Source organism: Rhizobium sp. BK196, assembly GCF_014193255.1.
Lineage (GTDB): Bacteria > Pseudomonadota > Alphaproteobacteria > Rhizobiales > Rhizobiaceae > Rhizobium.
On the sequence record NZ_JACHZB010000003.1, the window covers coordinates 354825 to 375693 of the forward strand.

The 20869-nt window shown below is 59.9% G+C and carries 22 protein-coding genes; 14 read left to right on the top strand and 8 right to left on the bottom strand.

Going from position 1 to position 20869, the window contains the following annotated elements:
* Nucleotides 1-12: 12 nt before the first annotated feature.
* Nucleotides 13-603 carry an NUDIX domain-containing protein gene (locus tag FHT78_RS12880; protein WP_183744164.1) on the bottom strand — a complete coding sequence of 197 codons (591 nt, stop codon included), beginning with the start codon at nucleotides 601-603 and terminating at the stop codon, nucleotides 13-15.
* Complete coding sequence (locus FHT78_RS12885) at nucleotides 600-2801, bottom strand: molybdopterin oxidoreductase family protein (RefSeq protein ID WP_183744168.1); 2202 nt, start codon at nucleotides 2799-2801, stop codon at nucleotides 600-602. Before FHT78_RS12885 ends, FHT78_RS12880 begins: the two co-directional genes overlap by 4 nt.
* A gap of 17 nt (nucleotides 2802-2818) precedes the next feature.
* Between FHT78_RS12885 and FHT78_RS12890 the strand changes: the two genes are divergently transcribed.
* Both FHT78_RS12890 and FHT78_RS12895 read left to right on the top strand, forming a co-directional pair.
* Nucleotides 2819-3688, top strand: coding sequence for a 23S rRNA (adenine(2030)-N(6))-methyltransferase RlmJ (locus tag FHT78_RS12890; RefSeq protein WP_183744171.1), 870 nt, complete (start codon nucleotides 2819-2821; stop codon nucleotides 3686-3688).
* Nucleotides 3689-3745: 57 nt separating this feature from the next.
* Nucleotides 3746-4342 carry a glutathione S-transferase gene (locus FHT78_RS12895; RefSeq protein WP_183744174.1) on the top strand — a complete coding sequence of 199 codons (597 nt, stop codon included), beginning with the start codon at nucleotides 3746-3748 and terminating at the stop codon, nucleotides 4340-4342.
* A 65-nt stretch (nucleotides 4343-4407) separates the two neighbouring features.
* On the opposite strand, the gene FHT78_RS12900 is transcribed toward FHT78_RS12895, so the two are convergent.
* On the bottom strand, nucleotides 4408-5040 hold the full coding sequence (locus FHT78_RS12900; protein WP_183744177.1) for an outer membrane protein: 633 nt from the start codon (nucleotides 5038-5040) through the stop codon (nucleotides 4408-4410).
* A 363-nt stretch (nucleotides 5041-5403) separates the two neighbouring features.
* On the opposite strand from FHT78_RS12900, the gene FHT78_RS12905 reads away from it, so the two are divergent.
* The 5 genes from FHT78_RS12905 (at nucleotide 5404) to FHT78_RS12925 (ending at nucleotide 9657) form a co-directional block, all read left to right on the top strand.
* The gene (locus FHT78_RS12905) at nucleotides 5404-6171 is read left to right on the top strand and encodes an SDR family oxidoreductase (RefSeq protein ID WP_183744180.1); all 768 of its coding nucleotides are present in this window, start codon (nucleotides 5404-5406) and stop codon (nucleotides 6169-6171) included.
* Complete coding sequence (gene uvrC, locus FHT78_RS12910; protein ID WP_183744183.1) at nucleotides 6168-8210, top strand: excinuclease ABC subunit UvrC; 2043 nt, start codon at nucleotides 6168-6170, stop codon at nucleotides 8208-8210. The genes FHT78_RS12905 and uvrC overlap by 4 nt, the downstream gene beginning before the upstream one ends.
* A 109-nt stretch (nucleotides 8211-8319) precedes the next feature.
* On the top strand, nucleotides 8320-8910 hold the full coding sequence (pgsA, locus tag FHT78_RS12915; RefSeq protein WP_183744185.1) for a CDP-diacylglycerol--glycerol-3-phosphate 3-phosphatidyltransferase: 591 nt from the start codon (nucleotides 8320-8322) through the stop codon (nucleotides 8908-8910).
* Complete coding sequence (gene moaD, locus FHT78_RS12920) at nucleotides 8907-9161, top strand: molybdopterin converting factor subunit 1 (RefSeq protein ID WP_183744188.1); 255 nt, start codon at nucleotides 8907-8909, stop codon at nucleotides 9159-9161. The genes pgsA and moaD overlap by 4 nt, the downstream gene beginning before the upstream one ends.
* Before the next feature lie 34 nt (nucleotides 9162-9195).
* Complete coding sequence (locus FHT78_RS12925) at nucleotides 9196-9657, top strand: molybdenum cofactor biosynthesis protein MoaE (RefSeq protein WP_183744191.1); 462 nt, start codon at nucleotides 9196-9198, stop codon at nucleotides 9655-9657.
* Here FHT78_RS12925 and FHT78_RS12930 read toward each other — a convergent pair whose 3' ends face one another.
* Nucleotides 9658-10554, bottom strand: coding sequence for a branched-chain amino acid ABC transporter permease (locus FHT78_RS12930; RefSeq protein WP_183744194.1), 897 nt, complete (start codon nucleotides 10552-10554; stop codon nucleotides 9658-9660).
* A 67-nt stretch (nucleotides 10555-10621) separates the two neighbouring features.
* Between FHT78_RS12930 and FHT78_RS12935 the strand changes: the two genes are divergently transcribed.
* On the top strand, nucleotides 10622-11170 hold the full coding sequence (locus tag FHT78_RS12935; RefSeq protein ID WP_183744197.1) for a CGNR zinc finger domain-containing protein: 549 nt from the start codon (nucleotides 10622-10624) through the stop codon (nucleotides 11168-11170).
* Nucleotides 11167-11673, top strand: a complete 507-nt coding sequence (locus tag FHT78_RS12940) for a hypothetical protein (protein ID WP_183744200.1) — start codon at nucleotides 11167-11169, stop codon at nucleotides 11671-11673. The genes FHT78_RS12935 and FHT78_RS12940 overlap by 4 nt, the downstream gene beginning before the upstream one ends.
* A 65-nt stretch (nucleotides 11674-11738) precedes the next feature.
* On the opposite strand, the gene ndk is transcribed toward FHT78_RS12940, so the two are convergent.
* Both ndk and FHT78_RS12950 read right to left on the bottom strand, forming a co-directional pair.
* On the bottom strand, nucleotides 11739-12161 hold the full coding sequence (gene ndk, locus FHT78_RS12945; protein WP_007820064.1) for a nucleoside-diphosphate kinase: 423 nt from the start codon (nucleotides 12159-12161) through the stop codon (nucleotides 11739-11741).
* Nucleotides 12162-12240: 79 nt separating this feature from the next.
* On the bottom strand, nucleotides 12241-12930 hold the full coding sequence (locus FHT78_RS12950; RefSeq protein ID WP_183744203.1) for a glutathione S-transferase family protein: 690 nt from the start codon (nucleotides 12928-12930) through the stop codon (nucleotides 12241-12243).
* A gap of 264 nt (nucleotides 12931-13194) precedes the next feature.
* On the opposite strand from FHT78_RS12950, the gene FHT78_RS12955 reads away from it, so the two are divergent.
* The 4 genes from FHT78_RS12955 (at nucleotide 13195) to FHT78_RS12970 (ending at nucleotide 17930) form a co-directional block, all read left to right on the top strand.
* On the top strand, nucleotides 13195-14247 hold the full coding sequence (locus tag FHT78_RS12955; RefSeq protein ID WP_183744206.1) for a GGDEF domain-containing protein: 1053 nt from the start codon (nucleotides 13195-13197) through the stop codon (nucleotides 14245-14247).
* Nucleotides 14248-14340: 93 nt separating this feature from the next.
* The gene (locus tag FHT78_RS12960) at nucleotides 14341-16227 is read left to right on the top strand and encodes an ABC-F family ATP-binding cassette domain-containing protein (protein WP_183744208.1); all 1887 of its coding nucleotides are present in this window, start codon (nucleotides 14341-14343) and stop codon (nucleotides 16225-16227) included.
* 150 nt (nucleotides 16228-16377) lie between these two features.
* Nucleotides 16378-17304, top strand: a complete 927-nt coding sequence (locus tag FHT78_RS12965) for a Gfo/Idh/MocA family oxidoreductase (RefSeq protein ID WP_183744211.1) — start codon at nucleotides 16378-16380, stop codon at nucleotides 17302-17304.
* A gap of 74 nt (nucleotides 17305-17378) precedes the next feature.
* Nucleotides 17379-17930 (top strand): GrpB family protein, encoded by a 552-nt coding sequence (locus FHT78_RS12970; protein ID WP_183744214.1) that lies wholly within the window; start codon nucleotides 17379-17381, stop codon nucleotides 17928-17930.
* An 8-nt stretch (nucleotides 17931-17938) separates the two neighbouring features.
* On the opposite strand, the gene FHT78_RS12975 is transcribed toward FHT78_RS12970, so the two are convergent.
* Nucleotides 17939-18388, bottom strand: a complete 450-nt coding sequence (locus FHT78_RS12975; protein WP_183744217.1) for a DNA polymerase III subunit chi — start codon at nucleotides 18386-18388, stop codon at nucleotides 17939-17941.
* A complete protein-coding gene (locus tag FHT78_RS12980; protein ID WP_183744220.1) occupies nucleotides 18385-19878 on the bottom strand; it encodes a leucyl aminopeptidase in 1494 nt (497 codons plus the stop codon). Before FHT78_RS12980 ends, FHT78_RS12975 begins: the two co-directional genes overlap by 4 nt.
* Before the next feature lie 142 nt (nucleotides 19879-20020).
* Between FHT78_RS12980 and FHT78_RS12985 the strand changes: the two genes are divergently transcribed.
* A complete protein-coding gene (locus FHT78_RS12985; protein ID WP_183744223.1) occupies nucleotides 20021-20794 on the top strand; it encodes a phosphatase PAP2 family protein in 774 nt (257 codons plus the stop codon).
* Nucleotides 20795-20869: the final 75 nt, after the last annotated feature.

Here is a 20869-nt window from a genome sequence, read left to right on the forward strand (position 1 = left end):
TCGGCTTGCCCGTTATCGAACTTCGCCTTTGTTCAACAATACCCACTGCAGCAGCGTGATCGTCTTGAGATCGATGATCTCTCCCCTTTCGACCATCACGAAGGCTTCCTGCAGCGGGACTTCCAGCACCTCGATATCCTCGTGCTCTTCTGCAAGGCCGCCGCCGTCGGATATGCGATCGTCGGCGTCGATCGTTGCGGCAAAGAAATGTACGACTTCGGTAATGGAGCCGGGCGCCGTATAGGACTTGAAGAGGAAACGGACGTCGCGGACCGTATAACCCGTTTCCTCCATCGCCTCGCGACGGATGGCGGCTTCGGGTTCGTCGCCGTCGAGCAGGCCAGCCGGGACTTCGATCATCCAGGCGGGGTCGCCGTTCAGATACACCGGCAGGCGGAACTGCTTCACCAGTACGACGACATCGCGCTTGGGATCGTAAAGCAGGATGCAGGCGGCCGGGGTGCGGTGGTAGACCTCGCGTGGCAGGCGATGGGTCTCGCCCTTTCGGTCGGTATAATCGAGCTGATAACCGACCAGCTTCGTCCATCCGTCGGACAGGGTTGCCTTGCCGACGATTTCCACTTTTGCTTTCGATTGCGTCATAAGGCTTCCTTGGCGGCATCCTTGCGGAGCCAGACCTTATTGTCATGGACGGCGGCGCCGCCATAGGGCGCCACGGGATCGGCGCCGGTGAGTACGTTGATGCCTTCGCCGTCAACATGCGCCTTGTTGGGCCAGAGACCTTCGGCAATCAGAACGCCTGGCTTGACCTCGATCGTCACGCGGGCGTGGATGCGCAGGTCACCGCGTACATTGCCGATGCGGACGAGATCGCCATCGCCGACGCCATTGGCCTCGGCATCAACAGGGTTGATCATCACTTCCGGACGGCCTTCCTTTTGGCGCGAAGTTCTGGTTTCCGTGAAGCTCGAATTCAGGAAGTTACGCGCCGGCGAAGTCGCCAGGCGGAACGGATGTTCAGGGTCGGCAAGTTCGATGACGTCGACCTGATCCGGGAATGGCGGCAGTTCGGCATAGGGGCCGAGCGTGCCGACGGAAGCTGGCGGTTTGTTCGGTGAGGCGCCGTTTATCCAGTCCGGCCGAAAGTGGAACTTGCCGTCGGCATGGGCGAAACCATTGAGATAGTGCGCGTCCTCAAAAGCCGGCTGGCGGTCGAACCATTTGTGCTCGAGGAAATGGTCGTAGTCCGGCAGATTGCTCGCCGCCAGAACGCGATCGACCATTTCGCGGGCCGTGAAGCCGAAGCCGGGGCGGTCGGAGACACCGAGGCGTTTTGCCAGTTCCTCGATGACGAAGAGGTTGGTGCGTACGGTCTCCGGCGGCTCGACGAGCTTGGGGCCAAGCAGAATGTGGTTCTGGCCGCCGGCGCGATAGATATCCTCGTGCTCGACGAACATGGTGGCGGGAATGACGATATCGGCCATTTCGGCCGTCTCGGTCATGAACTGTTCATGCACGGCAACGAAGAGGTCGTCTCGCGCAAAGCCTTGTTTCACCAGCCTCTGTTCCGGGGCGATATTCACCGGATTGGTGTTCTGGATCAGCATGGCCGTAACAGGGCCGCGATCGCGCAACGCCACGGCATCGCCGGTCAGCGCTCGGCCGATCTGCGACTGGTCGATCATGCGGATGCCATCATCCTTCATCGACTTGCCGGTCAGCTCCGCATTGTTCATGCGGAAGATATCGCTGTTGGAATGGAAGGCACCGCCGCCCTCATATTGCCAGGAGCCGAGCACGGTGGCGACCGAAGCCGCCGCATGCATTGCGACCGCGCCATTGCGCTGGCGGGTGAAGCCGTAGCCGAGGCGGAAGAATGTCTTTTTCGTCGTGCCGACGAGTTTGCCGAAGGCTTCGATCTCCTCGACCGAAAGGCCGGTGATTGCGGCGGCCCATTCCGGCGTCTTTGCCTTCAGATGCGCTTCGAGACCGGCGGGGTCGTCGGCATATTTCGCCATGTAGTCGCGGTCGGCATAACCGTCGCGGAAGGCGATATGCATGACGGCGCAGGCAAGGGCCGCATCGGTGCCGGGCTTGACGATGAGCGCCATGTCGGCCTGTTTCATCGTCGGATTGTCGTAGATGTCGACGACGACGATCTTGGCGCCGCGTTCCTTGCGCGACTTGATCGCGTGGGTCATCACATTGACCTGCGTGGCGACCGCATTGGTGCCCCAGATGACAACGCAGTCTGTGCGCGCCATCTCGCGCGGATCGGGCCCGCGCAGCATGCCGGTTGCCATGGTGAAGCCGGTCCAGGCAGGATTGGTGCAGATCGAGGAGAAGAAGCCCGAATAACGCTTGGCATGGCGCAGGCGCTCGATCGAGTCGCGCTGCACCCAGCCCATGGTGCCAGCGTAGAAATAAGGCCAGATGGCCTCACTGCCATCCTTGGCCTCGGCCTTCACGAAGGCTTCGGCAATCTCGTCCAGCGCGTCATCCCACGAAATCTGCTGCCACTGCCCTGCCCCCTTGGCGCCGGTGCGGCGCAGCGGGTGCATGAGACGGTCCGGATGATAGAGGCGCTCGGCATAGCGGGCGACCTTGGCGCAGATGACGCCCGACGTGTAGGAATGGTCGTTCGCACCCCTGATACGGCCGATGCGGCCGTCTTCCGTAATATCCACCTCCAGCGCGCAGGTGGAGGGACAGTCATGTGGGCAGGCCGTATGGCCGATCCGGGATTTGGCGTGGATGGGGGTCGCAATGTTCATGCGATTTCTATATGCCAAGGCTCGACCGCTCAAAAGGCACAAAAACGCCCAATGATCCGAATTCATAACAGGCATCAGCGAAAATGAACTATCGCCACATCTATCATGCAGGCAATTTCGCCGATGTCCTGAAGCATGCGGTGCTGGCGCGGCTGATCCGTTATATGCAGAAGAAGGACGCCGGTTTCCGCGTGCTCGACACGCATGCCGGCATCGGCCTCTACGATCTTTCCTCCGAGGAAGCCCAGAAGACCGGGGAATGGCAAGACGGCATCGGCAAACTGCTCGACACCGATCTCGGACAACAGGTTTCCGAACTGCTGGAGCCCTATATCTCACCCATCCGCGAACTGAACCCGCAGGGCGGCTTGCGCTTCTATCCCGGCTCGCCCAAATTAGCCCGCATGCTCTTCCGCCCGCAGGACCGGCTTTCGGCGATGGAACTGCATCCGGAGGATTTTGTCCGCCTGCATCGCGTCTTCGAAGGCGACCATCATGCGCGCATCACCGAGCTCGACGGCTGGCTGGCACTCGGCGCGCATCTGCCGCCGAAGGAAAAGCGTGGCATCGTGCTCGTCGATCCGCCTTTCGAAGAGGACGGCGAATATGAACGGCTGGTGGATGGCCTCGCCAAGGCTTACAGGCGTTTTCCTGGTGGTACCTACTGCCTCTGGTATCCGTTGAAGAAAGGCGCACCGATCAAGGAATTCCATGAGGCGCTGCAGGCAACCGATATTCCGAAGATGCTCTGCGCCGAACTTGCCGTGCGCAGCGACCGCGAGACGACGGGGCTGACGGGTTCAGGTCTCATCATCGTCAATCCGCCCTTTACGCTGAAGGACGAACTGCATCAGCTGCTGCCGGCCCTGAAGGACCATCTGGCGCAGGACCGGTTCGCCTCGCAACGGGCCTTCTGGCTGCGCGCAGAAACGAAGCCAGCCAAGGCCGATTGACCGACTCTCGGTGCTCGGGAATAGTCCGGCACCAACAGCATATCCAAAAGGTGCCCCATGAAGCTTCTCTGCTCCCCGACCTCCCCTTTCTCCAGCAAGGTGAGCATGGCTGCCCACCATCTCGGCCTGGAGATCACGGAAATCCGGGTCGATACGAATGCGGGGCCGGCGATCCTCGTGGACAACAACCCACTCGGCAAGATCCCGACGCTGCTGACGAATGGCGGCGTTTCCATCTTCGACAGCGTTGCCATCATGCATTATTTCGACCGGCAGACGAAGGGCGCTCTCTATCCTTCCAAGAAGAGCAAGCGCACCGATGCCGAAGTGCTGGAAGCGCTGTGCGACGGCGTCTGCGACTGCCTGCTCGCGATCGTCTACGAGCGCCGCTTCCGGGACGAAGAAAAGGTGCATCAGCCCTGGATCGACCGGCAGTGGAAGAAGGTCGAGACCGCGCTGAACTATCTGGCCGCCAATACGCCTAAGCTCGGCAAGAGGCTGCATGGCGGGCATTTCGCACTCGCCGCCACGATCGGCTACCTCGACCTGCGCTTCAAGGGCCAGTGGGAAGAAGACCATGCCGAGCTGATCGGCTGGCTCAGAGTATTCGAGAAAAAGTTCGACGGCTACGAGCAACTGAAGCCGCAGGCCTGAGACGCAAGAAGACAATAAAAAGCCGGGCACAAGGTCCGGCTTTTTTATGTCATATGCAATCAGGATCAGAACTTGACGCCGATACCGACCTTGACGCTGTTTTCGTCGAACCCGCGCGAGACACTGCCGGAGTCGAGGTTGTAATCCTTGCTCTGGTAGTCGGTGTAGCGGTATTCAAGACGCGTCGTGACGTTGTTGGTCACGAAAGCTTCGACACCAGCGCCGACCGTGTAACCATAGGCGGTCTTGCTGTCGGAAGACGTGCCGTCGGAGACCTTGGTGTCGGCGAGCGCCAGACCTGCGGTACCGTAGAGCAGGAAGGGGTTCAGATCGTAGCCGACGCGGCCGCGGACGGAGCCGTTCCAGCCGGTCTTGTTCTTGATGCCGCCTTCGGTAACGTCTGCATTGCCATAACCAAGATCGGCTTCAGCGCCGTAAACGATCTGGCCCTGCTGGAAATTGTAGCCGGTGAAGAGCTGGCCGCCCCAATCATAGGTGTCACGATCGTGACCGAAGCTGCCCATGTTGTAGGTGGCGGCACCACCGAGATAGAAGCCCTGCCAGTTGTTGACCGGAGCCGGGGTTTCCTCAGCGACCGGAGCCTGTGGAACCTGATCCACGGCGTCGGCTGCCTGTGCGACCGAGAAACCGCCAACGGCAAGAGCGGAAGCCATGAGGCCAGCAAAGAGTATACGCATACTTGTCTCCTTTCAGTCCCGCGCGCTCGTCAACTTAAACTCGGCGAAGCATTCACGGGGGATTACTAAATGTCCCTTCCGGATCGAGAGTGAAATTGGAATGCAAATGCGGATTTGAAAGAGCCAAATTGTGATATCATTGTGGCTCCGCGGCGGCAGAAATTCGATGTTGCTTGGTTGCAACATACCGTTTATTAAGGATAATAAACAGTTAAACTTACAATACTTATTTTAACAAATCGCGACCGCAAATAATACATAGAATATCCGGTCCACACAGGCAATCGTTTCCGCCTATTTATATAATCAAAGGCTGCCCTTATATAGTCAGCGAACGGACTCGCAGGACCAGAAGGCAGCATCTTGACCAAGAAAAGACTTCGCGCGGCGCTGGTGACGGGTGCTGCCAAGAGAATAGGCCGGGCAATCGCCGAAGACCTTGTTGCTGATGGATTTTCGATCGCAATCCATGCGAATGGCTCGCTCGACGAGGCCGAGGAGTTTGCGGCGGAATTGCGGCAAAGAGGGCGCCGGGCGGTTGCGATCCAGGCCGATCTTGCCCAAATCAGTGAGACCGCAGGTCTTGTCGAGAAGGCATGCGAGGCGCTCGGGCCGATCGATCTTCTCGTCAACAATGCATCGATTTTTCTTGAGGATTCGCTCCGCAAATTCGATGCGCAGGTGTGGGACGAGCACTTCGCCCTGCATGTTCGCGCACCGTCGATCCTTGCTGCCAAATTCGCCGAGCAGCTGCCGGAGGCGCATGAGGGGTTGATCGTCAACGTTATCGATCAGCGTGTCTGGGCACTGCGGCCAAGCTTCTACTCCTATACGCTGTCGAAATCGGCGCTGTGGACGGCGACGCAGACCATGGCGCAGGCGCTCGCGCCGCGCATCCGCGTCAATGCGATCGGTCCCGGCCCGTCGATACCGAGCGAGCGGCAATTGCAGGAAGACTTCCAAGCGCAGGTTTCAGCCCTTATCTTGAAGCGTGGACCTGAGCTTGCGGAATTCGGCCGAACGATTCGTTTTCTGTTCGAGACCCCCTCGATCACGGGTCAGATGATTGCACTCGACGGCGGCCAGCATCTCGCATGGCAGACGCCTGACGTGCTGGAGATCAAGGAATGAATGCCAAGAAGCTGCCCGATGGCGGTGTTCTTTACGACGAAACCGATGAAAACGACGACGACATCATCGAGGTGGAAGGCGACGCCTCTGCCTCGCCGATTTCGGCGTCGATCGACTGGAATGCTGGCAGCATCAACGAAACCGGCCTTCTCGGCGCCGATCTGATCGCCGAATTCGTCAAGCGCCTGCCGAACAGTCCCGGCGTCTACCGCATGTTCAACGAGGCGGGCGACGTACTCTATGTCGGCAAGGCCCGCAGCCTGAAGAAGCGCGTCGGCAACTACGCGATGGGGCGCGTGCATTCCAACCGCATCGCCCAGATGGTGCGCCAGACTGCCAATATGGAATTCGTCACGACGCGGACGGAGACCGAGGCCCTGCTGCTGGAAGCGAATCTGATCAAGCGCCTGCGGCCGCGCTTTAACGTGCTGCTGCGTGATGACAAGTCGTTTCCCTATATCCTGATAACCGGCGATCACCGCGCGCCCGCCATCTTTAAGCATCGTGGCGCCCGCGCCCGCAAGGGCGACTATTTCGGCCCCTTCGCCTCGGCAGGCGCCGTCGGCCGCACGATCAATTCACTGCAGCGCGCCTTCCTGATCCGCACCTGTACGGACAGCGTCTTCGAGACGCGCACCCGGCCCTGTCTGCTTTACCAGATCAAACGCTGTTCCGGTCCCTGCACCCGTGAGGTCAGCGACGAGGGCTATGCGGAGCTGGTGCAGGAAGCCAAGGACTTCCTATCCGGCAAGAGCCAGAAGGTGAAAGAGCATATAGCGGAGGCGATGAATGCCGCGGCCGAGGATCTCGATTTCGAGCGGGCTGCCATTTATCGTGACCGTCTTGCAGCACTCTCGCATGTGCAGAGCCACCAGGGCATCAATCCTGCCGGCGTCGAGGAGGCTGACGTATTCGCCATCCATCACGAAGGCGGGATTTCCTGTATCCAGGTGTTCTTCTTCCGCACCGGGCAGAACTGGGGCAACCGCGCCTATTTCCCGAAGGCCGACCCGCAACTGTCAGGCGCCGAGGTATTGAACGCGTTCCTCGCGCAGTTCTACGATGACAAGCCGGTGCCGCGGCAGATCATGCTGTCGGAAACAGTGGAGGAACTGGAATTGCTGGCCGCCGCACTCAGCGAAAAGGCCGGGCACAAGGTCTCGATCCTCGTTCCGCAGCGCGGCGAAAAGCGCGATCTCGTCGAGCATGTCATTGCCAATGCCCGCGAGGCGCACGGGCGAAAGCTTGCCGAAACGGCCTCGCAATCGCGGCTGCTGGAAGGCTTCAAGGAAACCTTCGGGCTGCCCTACGTGCCGCAGCGCGTCGAGATCTACGACAACTCGCATATCATGGGAACGAATGCGGTCGGCGGCATGGTGGTCGCCGGACCGGAAGGCTTCGTGAAGAGCCAGTATCGCAAGTTCAACATCAAATCGACCGAGATCACCCCCGGCGACGACTTCGGCATGATGCGGGAGGTGATGACGCGGCGCTTCTCCCGCCTGCTCAAGGAAGAGGGCATTCCCGATCGCAGCGCGCAGGTTTCCGCAGCCGATGCGGCCGACTTGCCCTTCCCCGCCTGGCCCGATGTCATCCTCATCGACGGCGGTCAGGGGCAGATGACGGCGGTGCGCGCGATCCTCGAAGAGCTCGGCATTACCGACAGCGTGATCGCCATCGGCGTCGCCAAGGGTGTGGATCGTGAAGCCGGACGCGAGCGCTTCTTTGCCCCCGGCAAGGGAAGCTTCACGCTGCCGCCGCGCGATCCGGTACTCTACTTCATCCAGCGCATGCGCGACGAGGCGCACCGTTTCGCAATCGGTTCCCACCGTGCAAGGCGCAAGAAGGAGATGGTCAAGAACCCGCTCGACGAGATCGGCGGCATCGGGCCTTCGCGCAAGAGGGCACTGCTGCAACACTTCGGCACTGCAAAGGCGGTGTCGCGCGCCGCCCTTTCCGATCTCATGGCGGTGGAAGGAATTTCCGAGACCGTCGCAAAGCAGGTCTACAATCATTTTCACGACGACGCCGCGAAATAAGCGGCGCCGGTCGCAAATTCCACGCAAAGGCAGCGAAAAAACAGAAAGAATGTTGACGGTCGAGGGCCAAAGCCGTCATCTACCGCCGCATTATCAAAGAGAACCGCTCATGGCATCGCGTGCGTATAACATTCCCAATCTCCTGACATACGGCCGCATCCTCGCTGTGCCGCTGATCGTTCTCTGCTTCTTCATCGAGGGCAAACTTTCGATCAGCAACACCGCGCGTTGGGTGGCGCTCTGGATATTCATCACCGCCTCGATCACCGATTTCCTTGACGGTTACCTCGCGCGCATCTGGAACCAGACATCGAATATCGGCCGCATGCTGGATCCGATCGCCGACAAGCTGCTGGTCGCCTCGATCCTTCTCCTGGTCGCGGCCGACCAGACCATTGCCGGCTGGTCGATCTGGGCGGCGATCACCATTCTCTGCCGCGAAATCCTGGTTTCGGGCCTGCGGGAATATCTGGCTGCGTTGAAGGTGAGCGTGCCGGTGACCCGCATCGCCAAATGGAAAACGACTCTGCAGCTTGTCGCTATCGCTTTCCTGCTGGCCGGCCCCGCCGGAGACGAGATTTTCCCTTATACGACACAGGCCGGCATCGGGCTTCTATGGATCGCCGCGCTGCTGACCATCTATACCGGCTACGACTATTTCCGGGCGGGGCTCAAACATATCGTGGATGACGAAGAATGACGCGGCTTATTTATTTCGCCTGGGTGCGCGAACGCATCGGCAAGGGAGAAGAGGAGATCGAACTTCCTTCCTCCGTCGTCAGCGTTGCGGATCTTCTGAATCATTTGAAAGGCTTGGGCGAAGAATATCAAATGGCTCTTCAATATCCTGATGTAATCCGGGTGGCGATCGACCAGGAACATGTGGAGCATGACGAGCCGATCGCCGGGGCGAAAGAGATCGGTATTTTCCCGCCGATGACGGGCGGGTGAGAACGGCCGTGCCGCCGGGGCCGAGGAGCGTGCTGTGACCATTACTCCCACCATCCGCGTCCAGCGCGAGGATTTCGACCTGCAGGCGGAAGTCGACCGGCTTTCCAAAGGCAAGCCCGGCATCGGCGCAGTCGTCACCTTCTCCGGCCTCTGCCGCGATGAAGGCGGCACACTCTCCGCACTCGAACTCGAACACTATCCCGGTATGGCCGAAGCGGAGATGACCCGCATAGGGGAGCTTGCCATCGAGCGGTTCGGGCTCAACGGCCTCACCGCCATCCACCGCTTCGGCAAGATTGCGGCCGGCGAGAATATCGTGCTGGTCGTCGCGTCGGCACCGCACCGGCAGGCCGCCTTCGACGGCGCGAGCTTCGTCATGGATTTCCTGAAAACATCTGCACCCTTCTGGAAGAAGGAGCACGGCAAGGATGGACATTCGGGCGAATGGGTCTCGGCAAGGGACGCCGACAACAAGGCGCGAGACCGCTGGAAATAATCAGAGTACGACGCGTTCGCGGCGACTCATCACCAGCAGGAGTACCAGCAGCGAGAAAATGGCGAGATCGCGCCAGATGAAGGAGCCGTAGGCGCCCCAAAGCGTCTCGACCAGTGCGAGGCCGGCCGCACCGGCCGCCGAGCGTAGCGGATCGGAATAGCCGCCGACGGCTGCGATCAGCAGCACCTTGAGGCCGAACATCAGCCCTGCGCCGAAATCCATCGATCCATAATAGAAGGTCGCAAGAATGCCGCAACAGGTGGCGACCAGCGCTGCGGCCCCATAGGACACCAGGAAGACACGGCTGGCGCTGGTGCCGCAGAGTTCGGCAGCAAGCGGATCATCAATAACGGCCCGCCATAGACGGCCCCAGGCGGTACACTTCAGAATCAACGTACCTATTACAATGATCGCGCACATCAGGACCGTATCCAGAAGCTGGATATAGGTGAGCGTTACCCGGAAAACACCGTCGCTCCAGAAGGTGACGTTATCGTTCAGCAGCGGCGGCAGCCAGATAGCGCGGGTATTGGCCGCAAGACGCGCCGTCTCCATCAGCACGATCATCATGCCGAGTGCCGCAACCATGACCGTGTTTGGCGACTTGCTGACGAGCGGCTGCATGATGGATCGGCCGATCCAGATCCCCGCCCCCACTGAATAGATCAGCGAGGCGCAGACGCCGATCGATATCGCCGCCGGCAGCACCAGCCACAGGCGATTGTAGGCCATGTCTGTGAAGAGCAGCAGGATCTGACCGGCAAAGGCGATGATCGCCCCATAGGTGATGTCGGCGCGCTTTGTGACACCGAAGGCGATCGAATAACCGAAGGCAAGCGTGGCGTAGAGTGCCGCGAGCGGCACCGCATTCGCCAGTTGCTGCAGAAGATAGGCCATTCCCGAAACTCCGGATCGCTTTAAAATAATAACTGGCAAAATGTGTTTTACCAGTTATATTTTTCTCATGAGCTTTTCCTGGACCCCTCACCGCTTTTCGGGCGGCGCGCTGGCGCTCGATGTCGCCAACAGCGTCATCCTTCGCCACGACACGGCGCGCCGTATCGATCGCTTCGAGGCTGAGGGACAACTGGAGCGTTTCCCCGAGGCAGCGCAGGAATTCTGCGCCGAACGGGCGCTTTTTGGCGACATAGCGCCGGTAGGAGCGCAGAATAGAGCGAACTTCATCGAGCTGCGCGAGGCAACGGACAGATATTTCCGGCAGCGCGTGCTTGAGGGAAATGACGACCGGCTGCTTGCCGAATTGCTGGAGGCGCTGGCGCGCACGCTGCGCGGGGCAGCGGAGAAGGGTCTCGATACCGCGACGGCGCATTCGGTCCTGCGACTGATCGCCATGCCCGATCCTGAGCGGATGAAGATCTGCGGCAATTGCGGCTGGCTGTTCATCGACCGCAGCAAGAACAAAAGCCGCACCTGGTGCGATATGGCCGTCTGCGGCAACCGCGCCAAGGCGATCAGGCATTACCGGAGGAAAAAGAAGGAGGAGACGCCATGAAACGGCGCTCAATCATCACGGCTCTTGCGGCAGCGGCACTCTTGCTTGCCGCCTGCCAGCGCCAGGCCGAAAGCATGCTGGAAGTGACGGGGCATCTCTTCGTCTTCAACTATCGAAACGCCAGCGCCACCTATCTGCTAACAATGAAGAAGACGGCCCCCATCCCCGATGGCTCCGCCATCGTTGCCGAATTCGAAAACCCGCAGGGCGGTGCGCCGCTGGTGCTGAACCAGAAGGTTTTTCCGATGGATGACAAGATTTCGGTCCAGAGCGAAAACCTGCACTGCGTGGTTAAGGACCGGCCTTATTCAGTGACCGTCAAGCTGGTCGATAAGGATGGCAAGATCTTGCAGGAGCTGAAGGCACAGTTCAAATCCAATCTCGACCAGACGGTGCTGCCGAGTAAACCGCTGGTGGTCGGCGCGTTATACGAGAAGAACCCCGAGGTTTTCAAGCCGGATGGGACGACGGATTTTTCCAATACGGACAAGTGTCCGGCCTGAGCCGTAAAGCAAAAAAGCCGGGACGAGCCCGGCTTTTCTCAGTCAATTCAATGCATCCGCGCTGATCAGCCGACGATCTCGGTATCGGAGAACCAGTACTTGATTTCCTGGGCAGCCGTTTCCGGAGCGTCGGAACCATGAACCGAGTTTTCGCCGATCGACAGAGCGTGAACCTTGCGGATCGTGCCTTCGGCAGCGTTTGCCGGGTTGGTTGCGCCCATGATTTCGCGGTTCTTCAGGATGGCGCCTTCGCCTTCCAAAACCTGAACGATGGTCGGGCCGGAGGTCATGCCTTCGACGAGTTCGCCGAAGAACGGACGTTCCTTGTGAACGGCGTAGAAGCCTTCTGCTTCGCGCTTGCTCATCCAGACGCGCTTGGAGGCGACGACGCGCAGGCCGGCATCTTCGAGCATCTTGGTGATAGCGCCCGTCAGGTTGCGCTTCGTTGCATCCGGCTTGATCATCGAGAAGGTGCGTTCAATCGCCATATTCGGATCCTCATACTCAGGGAAAAGTGGGCGGTCTTTACCCGCCTCACCGCCCGAAAACAAGGGGGCTCCGGCAATTTCACGCTGCTGTCACAGTCCGGCCCCGGCTTTCATGAAGATCGAGGCAGCGTTCGAACCAGGCCATGACGGGGTCATCCGGGGCCAGCATGGCGAGGCCGGCGGCGATGCGCAGCCATTGCAGGGCACCAAAGACGATGTAGTCTGCAAAAAGCGGGCTTTCGCCGCCGATGAAGGGCTGGAAGCGCAGCATGTGGCGCATCGGCTCCAGCTTGGCGGCAAAGGCTTCCCTCTCCGCCTCACGTCCGGCGGCGAAATCCTCCAGCGGCTTGCCGAGACGGCTTTCGCGGCTGGCACGGAAATAGGCCTTGTCGCCCTCATCGAGAATGGAATGAATATCGAGAAGCGCGATCCGCATGATCGCCGGATGGATGATCATCTGCGAATAACCCTCGACCATGCGCGACAGGGCCTTGCCGCCCTCGCCACCAAACAGCGACGGACGGTCCGGATAGGTATCTTCCAGGTAAAGAGCGATCTCGAAACTGTCCGATATCAGCCGGCCATTGTCGTCCAGGACAGGCACGGTCTTGGAAAAGCCGCCGCCGATATCAACAATGCGGCTGTAGGTCGTCGGAACCTCTTCGAAGTCGAGCCCCTTATGGGCGAGCGCCATCACCGCTTTCCAGCAATGCGGCGAAAAAAGGTGACGCTCGTCGGCGCCGCACAGGGAGTAGAGAGCTCTGGTCATGGCCATCCTTTCGCAATCGCAACGGGTTCATTCCACGCCAGAAAGCCGGTGCGATCAAATCAGGAATTTTCATGGGCCCATCGCGTCTGCTGCTGAGACGGATGCTGCCATTCCCGATCGGGACGCGGCAAGGGTGCATTAACCGGTTTTGCGGCTTCCCGCCCCGCAAACCTTGCAAATTCAATGTCTCTTAAAAGCTTGCCTGCATAGCGGAAGCAGAAGAGTCGATGGCCCAAGAGAACCAATGGCAATGAGGGGATCGTCATGCCGACTGCCGCTGCAAATGCATTGAATACGCGCGAGGCGACCCGGCCGGCGCCGGCAACCGACGTGCAGAAAGTCGCTCAGCACATGATGCGGCTGAACGTGGCAGGCCTGCCACGCAACTATGAACTGTTCCATGAGGCACTGATCGGCCTGAATGCCGGGCTGGCACAGGATATAGCGGCCCTCGGCCCGCATCCGCATCAGGAAGCTCTGGACGAGCTCGGCCTGCGCTACAGGCTCGTCGGCCATTATGGGCTGGCGGACGACCGCTCGCGCAACGAAACGAGCCGCGTGCTTAAGGAGACGGCGGAGCGGCTCGCCGAAGGTCGCCTGCATCACCAGGCATTCACACGCGCTTGCGAGACAATCCTCAAATCCGTCTCGGGCCAGCAGGACCAGCAGAGCCTTGCCGATTTCATGGCGGAGGTCGAGTATCTCGCCGCTTCCCTTTCAGCCGTTCTCGCAGCGGACCGGACGATCGGCACGAGGCTGGAAGAGGAAATCGAGCGGTTGACGGTGCTGGAGCGGGGCGTTTCCGCCGTGCAGGCGGCTGCTGTCACCGACAAGATCACCGGCCTGCCCAACCGTATCGGGCTCAATCGTGCGCTCGACGATCTGTACCATCAGGAAGAGGGTGCGGCCGGCAGCGCGCTGATCATGATCGACATCGATGATTTCAAGGAGCTTACCGCCCGATACGGCGCGCAGACCGGCAACAAGCTCCTGAAGAAGCTTGCCGGCCTCTTCCGCAAGACGGTGAAGAAGAACGATTTCGTTGCGCGCCTGGAAGGCGACGAATTCGCCCTCCTCTTTGCCAATGTCGGCATGCAGGACGCGCTGGCGATCGCCGAGCGGCTGCGCAGTTCCGTCGAGGACAATCTCGTTTTCGCCGCCTCCGATACATCTGAAGCAAGCGGCCTGACGATTTCTGTCGGCGTGGCACTGAGCGGCCATGCGGCCACGTCGGGTCAGCTTCAGGCCAATGCCCGCGTAGCGCTGCTTGCCGCCAAATCCAATCCGCGCTTGCCGGTGCAAGCCTTCGGCCGCTGAGGCCTTCGGCTATGAGCTATTGATGGCAAACAGTGGCAAACACGCCGCTGAGCCATCTTGCCTTGGCGGCGGCTTTCGGCCAAAACCGCGCGCATGATCACGATATCAGATATTTCCGCCCGCATTGCCGGTCGTCTGCTTCTCGACCATGCCAGCGTCTCGCTGCCGTCAGGCACGAAGGCCGGGCTCGTGGGACGCAACGGCGCCGGCAAATCCACCCTCTTCCGCGTTATAACCGGTGATCTGGGAGCCGAAAGCGGGACAATATCGATCCCCAAGAATGCGCGCATGGGCCAGGTGAAGCAGGAAGCGCCGGGCACCGAGGATTCGCTGATCACGATCGTGCTTTCCGCCGACAAGGAGCGCGCGGCGCTGCTTGCCGAGGCGGAAACCGCAACCGATCCGCATCGTATCGCCGAAATCCAGATGCGCCTCGTCGATATCGACGCCCATTCGGCCGAAGCCCGCGCCGCCAGCATCCTCTCGGGCCTCGGCTTCAATCAGGAAGCGCAGGCCCGGCCCGCATCTTCCTTTTCGGGCGGCTGGCGTATGCGCGTGGCGCTCGCATCCGTGCTCTTTACCGAGCCGGACCTGCTCTTGCTCGACGAGCCGACCAACTATCTCGACCTCGAAGGCACGATGTGGCTGGAGGATTATATCCGCCGCTATCCGCACACGGTCATCATCATCAGCCATGATCGCGATCTGCTGAACAACGCAGTCAATTCCATCGTTCATCTTGATCAAAAGAAGCTCACCTTCTACCGCGGCAATTACGACCAGTTCGAGCGGCAGAAAGCGGAAGCCGACGAACTGCAGATGAAGGCCAAAGCGAAGAACGATGCGGCGCGCAAGCATCTGCAGAGCTTCATCGACCGCTTCAAGGCCAAGGCCTCCAAGGCCAAGCAGGCCCAATCGCGCGTCAAGGCGCTGGAGCGTATGGGCACGGTCGCGGCCGTGATCGAGGATCACGTTCAGCCGATCACCTTCCCGGAGCCTGAAAAACAGCCGGCCTCGCCGATCGTCGCAATCAGCGGCGGCGCCGTCGGCTACGAGCCAGGCAAGCCGATCCTCAAGGGGCTCAATCTGCGCATCGACAATGACGACCGCATCGCGCTGCTCGGCTCGAACGGCAACGGCAAATCGACCTTCGCGAAGTTCATTTCGGGGCGGCTGGCGCCGGAAAGCGGCGATCTGCGCCTGGCGCCCAGCCTGAAGATCGGCTTTTTCGCCCAGCATCAACTCGACGATCTCGTGCCGAACGAGACACCCGTCGAGCATGTGCGCCGGCTGATGCCGACCGAGTCGGAAGCCAAGGTGCGTTCCCGCGTGGCGCAGATGGGCCTTGCGACCGAAAAGATGGCGACGGCGGCCAAAGACCTCTCGGGTGGCGAAAAGGCACGCCTGCTGATGGGGCTTGCCGCCTTTCATGCACCGAACCTCTTGATCCTTGATGAGCCGACGAACCATCTCGACATCGACAGCCGCCGCGCCCTGATCGAGGCGCTGAACGATTATGACGGTGCCGTCATCCTGATTTCGCACGACCGGCACCTGATCGAAGCGACGGTCGATCGCCTCTGGCTCGTCAACAATGGTACGGTAACGAGCTTCGAAGGCGATATGGATGAATATCGCGACCTGATCGTTGCTTCCGGCAAAAAAAAAGACGACGAAAAGCAGAAGCAGTCTGAAGACCAGGCATCGAAGGCCGATCAACGCAAGCTGAACGCCGACAAGCGCGCCTCGCTCGCCCCTCTCAAGAAAAAGATCAATGAAATCGAATCCTTGACGGGCAAGCTGGAGAAACTGATTCAGGCACTTGATGCGGAACTTGCGGATCCTGCGCTCTATGAAAAGGCGCCCGCCAAAGCCGCTGACAAAGCCAAGCAGCGTGGCGAAGCAGCCGCCAAACTCGCTGCCGCCGAAGAGCAATGGCTGGAACTCTCCGCTGAATATGAAGGAGCCATGGCGAGTTGAGGCGAACCATCGCGCTCTTCAAGAGCTAGACAATTGCTCAAAAATCGCGTCGTCTGTTCCCAAAGACCAGACTTGCCCGCGGACCGCTTTCTGATAAAACGGCGCGCAATAAGTCATACTTTTAGCGAAACACCGAACGCGAGCTTTACAATGTCAGCCATCAACCTCGCCATCGTCGGCGTCGGCAAGATCGTCCGCGACCAGCACCTTCCCTCCATCGCCGCCAATACCGATTTTAAGCTGGTGGCGACGGCAAGCCGCCACGGCACAGTCGATGGCGTAACCGCCTATACGTCGATCGACGATATGCTCGACGCCGAACCTTCGATCGATGCCGTTTCGCTCTGCATGCCGCCGCAGTATCGCTATGAAGCGGCTTACAAGGCGCTGGCCGCCGGCAAGCACGTTTTCCTTGAAAAACCGCCGGGTGCGACGCTGAGCGAAGTGGAAGATCTGGAAGATCTCGCCAACAAGCAGGGTGCGACCCTGTTTGCAAGCTGGCATTCGCGTTATGCGGCAGCAGTCGAAGCCGCCAAATCGTTTCTTTCCTCGACCGAAATGAAGAGCATGCACGTCATCTGGAAGGAAGACGTGCGCCACTGGCATCCGAACCAGGAATGGATCTGGCAGGCCGGCGGTCTCGGCGTTTTCGATCCGGGTATCAACGCGCTTTCGATCGTCACGCATATCCTGCCGAAGGCGATGTTCCTCAGCGCCGGCACGCTGGAGTTCCCTGAAAACCGTGACTCCCCAATTGCTGCCGACCTGCATTTCCGCAATGTCGACTACGTTCCCGTTCACGCAGAATTCGACTGGCGCCAGACGGGCAAGCAGAGCTGGGACATCATCGCTGAGACGGCAGCCGGGCAGATGGTTCTGTCCGAAGGCGGTTCGAAGCTCTCGGTCGATGGCGAACTGAAGTTCTCTGCGCCGGAAGCCGAATATCCGTCCCTTTATCGCCGCTTTGCCGAACTCATCAAGGCCGGCAAGTCGGATGTCGATCTGGCGCCCCTGCGCCATGTCGCCGACGCCTTCATGCTCGGCAAGCGCAAATTCGTCGAGGCGTTCTACGACTGATCGGCCTTGCGTGCAGATGCCATTGTGCCTGCAGAATGCTAGAATAGGAAAACGAAACGTGAGGGACGTTTTCCATGCAGCAGGAGCAGGATGAATCGTTTGGATTGGGCGTCCCACATCTGGCGGTGAGGCTCGCCAACCCAAATGCCAAGTGGCGGGAGGCCTATCTGCTGGAAGAGGCCAGGATCCGCAACGCGCTTGGCCCTCTTGCAATCGACATACAGCACTTCGGTAGCACCGCCATTCCAGGCATTAAGGCGAAACCGATCATCGATATCCTGATCGGCGTCCGCCGCCTTGATGACGGACTTGCCTGCATCAAGCCTATGGAGGCGATCGGCTACGACTATGCCGGTGCCGACATCGTGCCCGACGATCATCTCTTCGGCCGCGGTGTCATGGGGGAGACGCGCACGCATCTCGCTCATGTCGTTGAATATCAGGGCTTCAACTGGAGGCGGGATATCTTTTTCCGCGACAGGCTGCGAAACGATCCGGCTCTTGCAATCGCCTATGAGGGACTGAAGATCGGCCTCGCGGAAAAATATGCCGAGAGTCGTGCGGCCTATACCGGCGCGAAGAAGGATTTCATCGACAGGGTTCTGGCCGAGGCCGGTCTGGCCTGACGTTCCCGTCAGGCCTTCTTCTCCCACCGTCCCTCCGGCGTCTGCTGCCAATAGGTGAGGCTGTGCCCCTCGCCTTTCAGCTTCTTCCATTGGGCGCGCGCGCCTTCAAGCTGCTCCTGATCGTAACCGTCGAACATGAAGACGATCCGCTCATAATCCGCGACGGTCGGCGGCTCGGCGCCATCGACGATGAAGCGGACGGTCGCAGCATTGGCATTGTCAGCCGAAACCGTCAGGAGAACGGGCTGATCCGCTGCGAAATCTCCCTCATCCGTGCCATGCGGCAGAAAGCTGTCCTCTCGATAGGTCCACAGATGCTGATCCAGCGCATCGCGCCGCGCAGCCTCCTTCATCTGGACGGCGACGCGCCAGCCACGCTCAATACTCTTGTCGAGCAACGGCGGAAGCGCGTCTTCCAGCTTCGATTCCGTCAGGTGGTAGAAGAGGATTTCCGTCATCGTGTTTCGTAATTCGAGCGGACCAGCTCATCGAGCAGGCGCACGCCGAAACCGGAGCCCCAAGATTGGTTGATCTCGTCCTGCACCGAGCCCATGGCCGTGCCAGCGATATCGAGATGCGCCCAGGGCGTATCCTGCACGAAGCGCTTGAGGAAATGGGCCGCAGTGATGGAACCGGCGAGGCGGCCGCCGGTATTCTTCATGTCGGCGAACTTGCTGTCGATCATCTTGTCATATTCCTTGCCGAGCGGCATGCGCCACAGTTTCTCGTTCGTGACGAGACCGGCGGTCGTCAGCTGCGCAGACAGGGGATCGTCATTCGAGAAGAGACCGGCATGACTATTGCCGAGCGCGACCATGATGGCGCCTGTCAGTGTTGCAAGATTGATCATGAACCGCGGCTTGAAGCGGTCGTTGCAATACCAGAGCGCATCGCAGAGCACGAGGCGGCCTTCCGCGTCCGTATTGATGATCTCGATCGTCTGGCCGGACATGGAGGTGACGATGTCGCCCGGACGCTGGGCGTTGCCATCAGGCATGTTTTCCACAAGGCCGATGATACCCACGGCATTGACCTCCGCCTTACGCGCGGCGAGCGTGTGCATGAGGCCGGTGACGGCTGCCGCACCGCCCATGTCGCCCTTCATGTCCTCCATGTTGGCAGCCGGCTTGATCGAGATGCCGCCGGTATCGAAGACCACACCTTTGCCGACGAAGGCGATGGGCCGGTCCTTGCTCTTGCCACCCTTCCACTGCATAACCGCAAGGCGCGGCGGACGAACGGAGCCTTGGGCAACGCCGAGCAACGCGCCCATGCCAAGGCGTCGCATCTCGCGCTCGGTGAGGATTTCCACCTCAACGCCCAGCTTTTCCAGTTCTTTGGCCTTGGCGGCAAATTCCACCGGGCCGAGCACATTCGGCGGCTCGTTGACGAGATCACGGGCGAGATTGACGCCGTCGGCAACCGCTTCGGCATCGGCAAAGGCTTTCTTGGCAGCGGCCGCATCGGCCGTGACGATCGTCACCTTGACCGACTTCGCCTGTTTCTCCTCGTCGTCATTCTTCTTCGTCTTATAGGTATCGAAGCTGTAAGCGCGCAGCAGCATGCCGAGAGCGAAATCGGCCGCAGCCTTGGCGCTGACATCTGCGCCCGGCGCATCGATGAAGATCGTCGCTTTCTCAGTATTCTTGATCCGCGAGGCAGCGCTGCCGCCGGCCTTCAGCCAGTCGTGGACGGTCAGGTCTGCCGGCTTGCCGAGGCCAAGGACGATGATGCGCTCCGCAGGCGCGCCTTCCGGCGCCACCAGGTCGAGAACAGCCAACGACTTTGCCGAGAAGCGCGCAATCTTCGACGCCTTGGCGATCACCCCCGCCGGATCGGCAATGTCGGCCCCAGCCGCGGTGTCGGCCCCGGATGTCTTCAGAAGGATCGCAAGGCCGCCGCTGAGCTTTGCCGATTTTGAGAATGAAATTTCGAATTTTGCAGACATGTCTTCTCCGATGGGATTCATGAAATCCGTGCCAGGGGGATAATTTCGCGTTCGACAGGTCTGTCAATGGCCGGCGACTGTTGTTATGTTCCGCGCGGCCGCCCGGCCAATAGAGTTTTTGTCAGTTTCGTAGATGTTTGCGTTGACAGTTTTTTTGAAAAATCGATGGCGGGGTCCGGCAATTCGCCTGCCGCAAACGGCATTCGGCGTGTTCGTGCTGCTCTTCTGGATGTGGTGGCTACTGCTTGCGCTCTTCCGCGCCTTTCCTGAGATAGACATTTATTTCTCCCAGCTTTTTTTCGTGCAGACGGCCTGCGATGCGTCGACCGCGGCAACTGAGATCTGCGGCTCCTTCCCCTATCGGAGCGAGGCGATCCTCGGTCTCTTACGCACGCTCTTCTTCTACGTTCCCTATGTCGTGACCGCGGTCATGTTGTGGAAGCTCGCCCAATGTTATCAGCAGCATGGCGCGACATTCAACGCGCCGCGCGCCCGCGATCTGAAGGTTGCGCTCGGCACGCTGCTGATCGGTCCTGTTCTTCTCGTCAATGTAATCCTCAAGGAACATTGGGGTCGGCCGCGGCCGATCCAGACGGATCTCTTCGGCGGCACGCTGCATTTCGCCGAGGCCGGTTCATTGGCCGGCAAGTGCGTTTCCAACTGCTCCTTCATTTCCGGAGAGGCGGCGAGCGCGGGCTGGCTGTTCTGCCTGCTGATCTTCGTTCCGAAGTCGCTACGCTATGCGCTTGTTGGACCCGTTGCCGCCGTCTCCATCCTGACGCCCGCGATGCGGCTTTCCTTCGGTGCACATTATCTATCCGACGTTGTGCTGGGATGGCTGTCTTCGGTCGTCATATTCGCGGCGCTGATGGCACTTGCTGAGTCGCCACGGCAACAAAAAAATTCTGAAATTTGAATGAATTTTTGACACTGACTTGTCGCAAAACCGAGACAAAGAGCGTAGAGGGAATCTCCTGCTGATCATATCGAC

Bases quoted from the DNA above. Each gene is read 5' to 3' on its own strand.
- ndk (WP_007820064.1), bottom strand. From the start codon at position 12,161: ATGGCGATTGAACGCACCTTCTCGATGATCAAGCCGGATGCAACGAAG.
- FHT78_RS12890 (WP_183744171.1), top strand. From the start codon at position 2,819: ATGAACTATCGCCACATCTATCATGCAGGCAATTTCGCCGATGTCCTG.
- FHT78_RS12900 (WP_183744177.1), bottom strand. From the start codon at position 5,040: ATGCGTATACTCTTTGCTGGCCTCATGGCTTCCGCTCTTGCCGTTGGC.
- moaD (WP_183744188.1), top strand. From the start codon at position 8,907: ATGACGCGGCTTATTTATTTCGCCTGGGTGCGCGAACGCATCGGCAAG.
- FHT78_RS12960 (WP_183744208.1), top strand. From the start codon at position 14,341: ATGATCACGATATCAGATATTTCCGCCCGCATTGCCGGTCGTCTGCTT.
- FHT78_RS12980 (WP_183744220.1), bottom strand. From the start codon at position 19,878: ATGTCTGCAAAATTCGAAATTTCATTCTCAAAATCGGCAAAGCTCAGC.
- pgsA (WP_183744185.1), top strand. From the start codon at position 8,320: ATGGCATCGCGTGCGTATAACATTCCCAATCTCCTGACATACGGCCGC.
- FHT78_RS12970 (WP_183744214.1), top strand. From the start codon at position 17,379: ATGCAGCAGGAGCAGGATGAATCGTTTGGATTGGGCGTCCCACATCTG.
- FHT78_RS12965 (WP_183744211.1), top strand. From the start codon at position 16,378: ATGTCAGCCATCAACCTCGCCATCGTCGGCGTCGGCAAGATCGTCCGC.
- FHT78_RS12950 (WP_183744203.1), bottom strand. From the start codon at position 12,930: ATGACCAGAGCTCTCTACTCCCTGTGCGGCGCCGACGAGCGTCACCTT.
- FHT78_RS12940 (WP_183744200.1), top strand. From the start codon at position 11,167: ATGAAACGGCGCTCAATCATCACGGCTCTTGCGGCAGCGGCACTCTTG.
- uvrC (WP_183744183.1), top strand. From the start codon at position 6,168: ATGAATGCCAAGAAGCTGCCCGATGGCGGTGTTCTTTACGACGAAACC.
- FHT78_RS12930 (WP_183744194.1), bottom strand. From the start codon at position 10,554: ATGGCCTATCTTCTGCAGCAACTGGCGAATGCGGTGCCGCTCGCGGCA.
- FHT78_RS12935 (WP_183744197.1), top strand. From the start codon at position 10,622: ATGAGCTTTTCCTGGACCCCTCACCGCTTTTCGGGCGGCGCGCTGGCG.
- FHT78_RS12885 (WP_183744168.1), bottom strand. From the start codon at position 2,801: ATGAATTCGGATCATTGGGCGTTTTTGTGCCTTTTGAGCGGTCGAGCC.
- FHT78_RS12880 (WP_183744164.1), bottom strand. From the start codon at position 603: ATGACGCAATCGAAAGCAAAAGTGGAAATCGTCGGCAAGGCAACCCTG.
- FHT78_RS12955 (WP_183744206.1), top strand. From the start codon at position 13,195: ATGCCGACTGCCGCTGCAAATGCATTGAATACGCGCGAGGCGACCCGG.
- FHT78_RS12975 (WP_183744217.1), bottom strand. From the start codon at position 18,388: ATGACGGAAATCCTCTTCTACCACCTGACGGAATCGAAGCTGGAAGAC.
- FHT78_RS12895 (WP_183744174.1), top strand. From the start codon at position 3,746: ATGAAGCTTCTCTGCTCCCCGACCTCCCCTTTCTCCAGCAAGGTGAGC.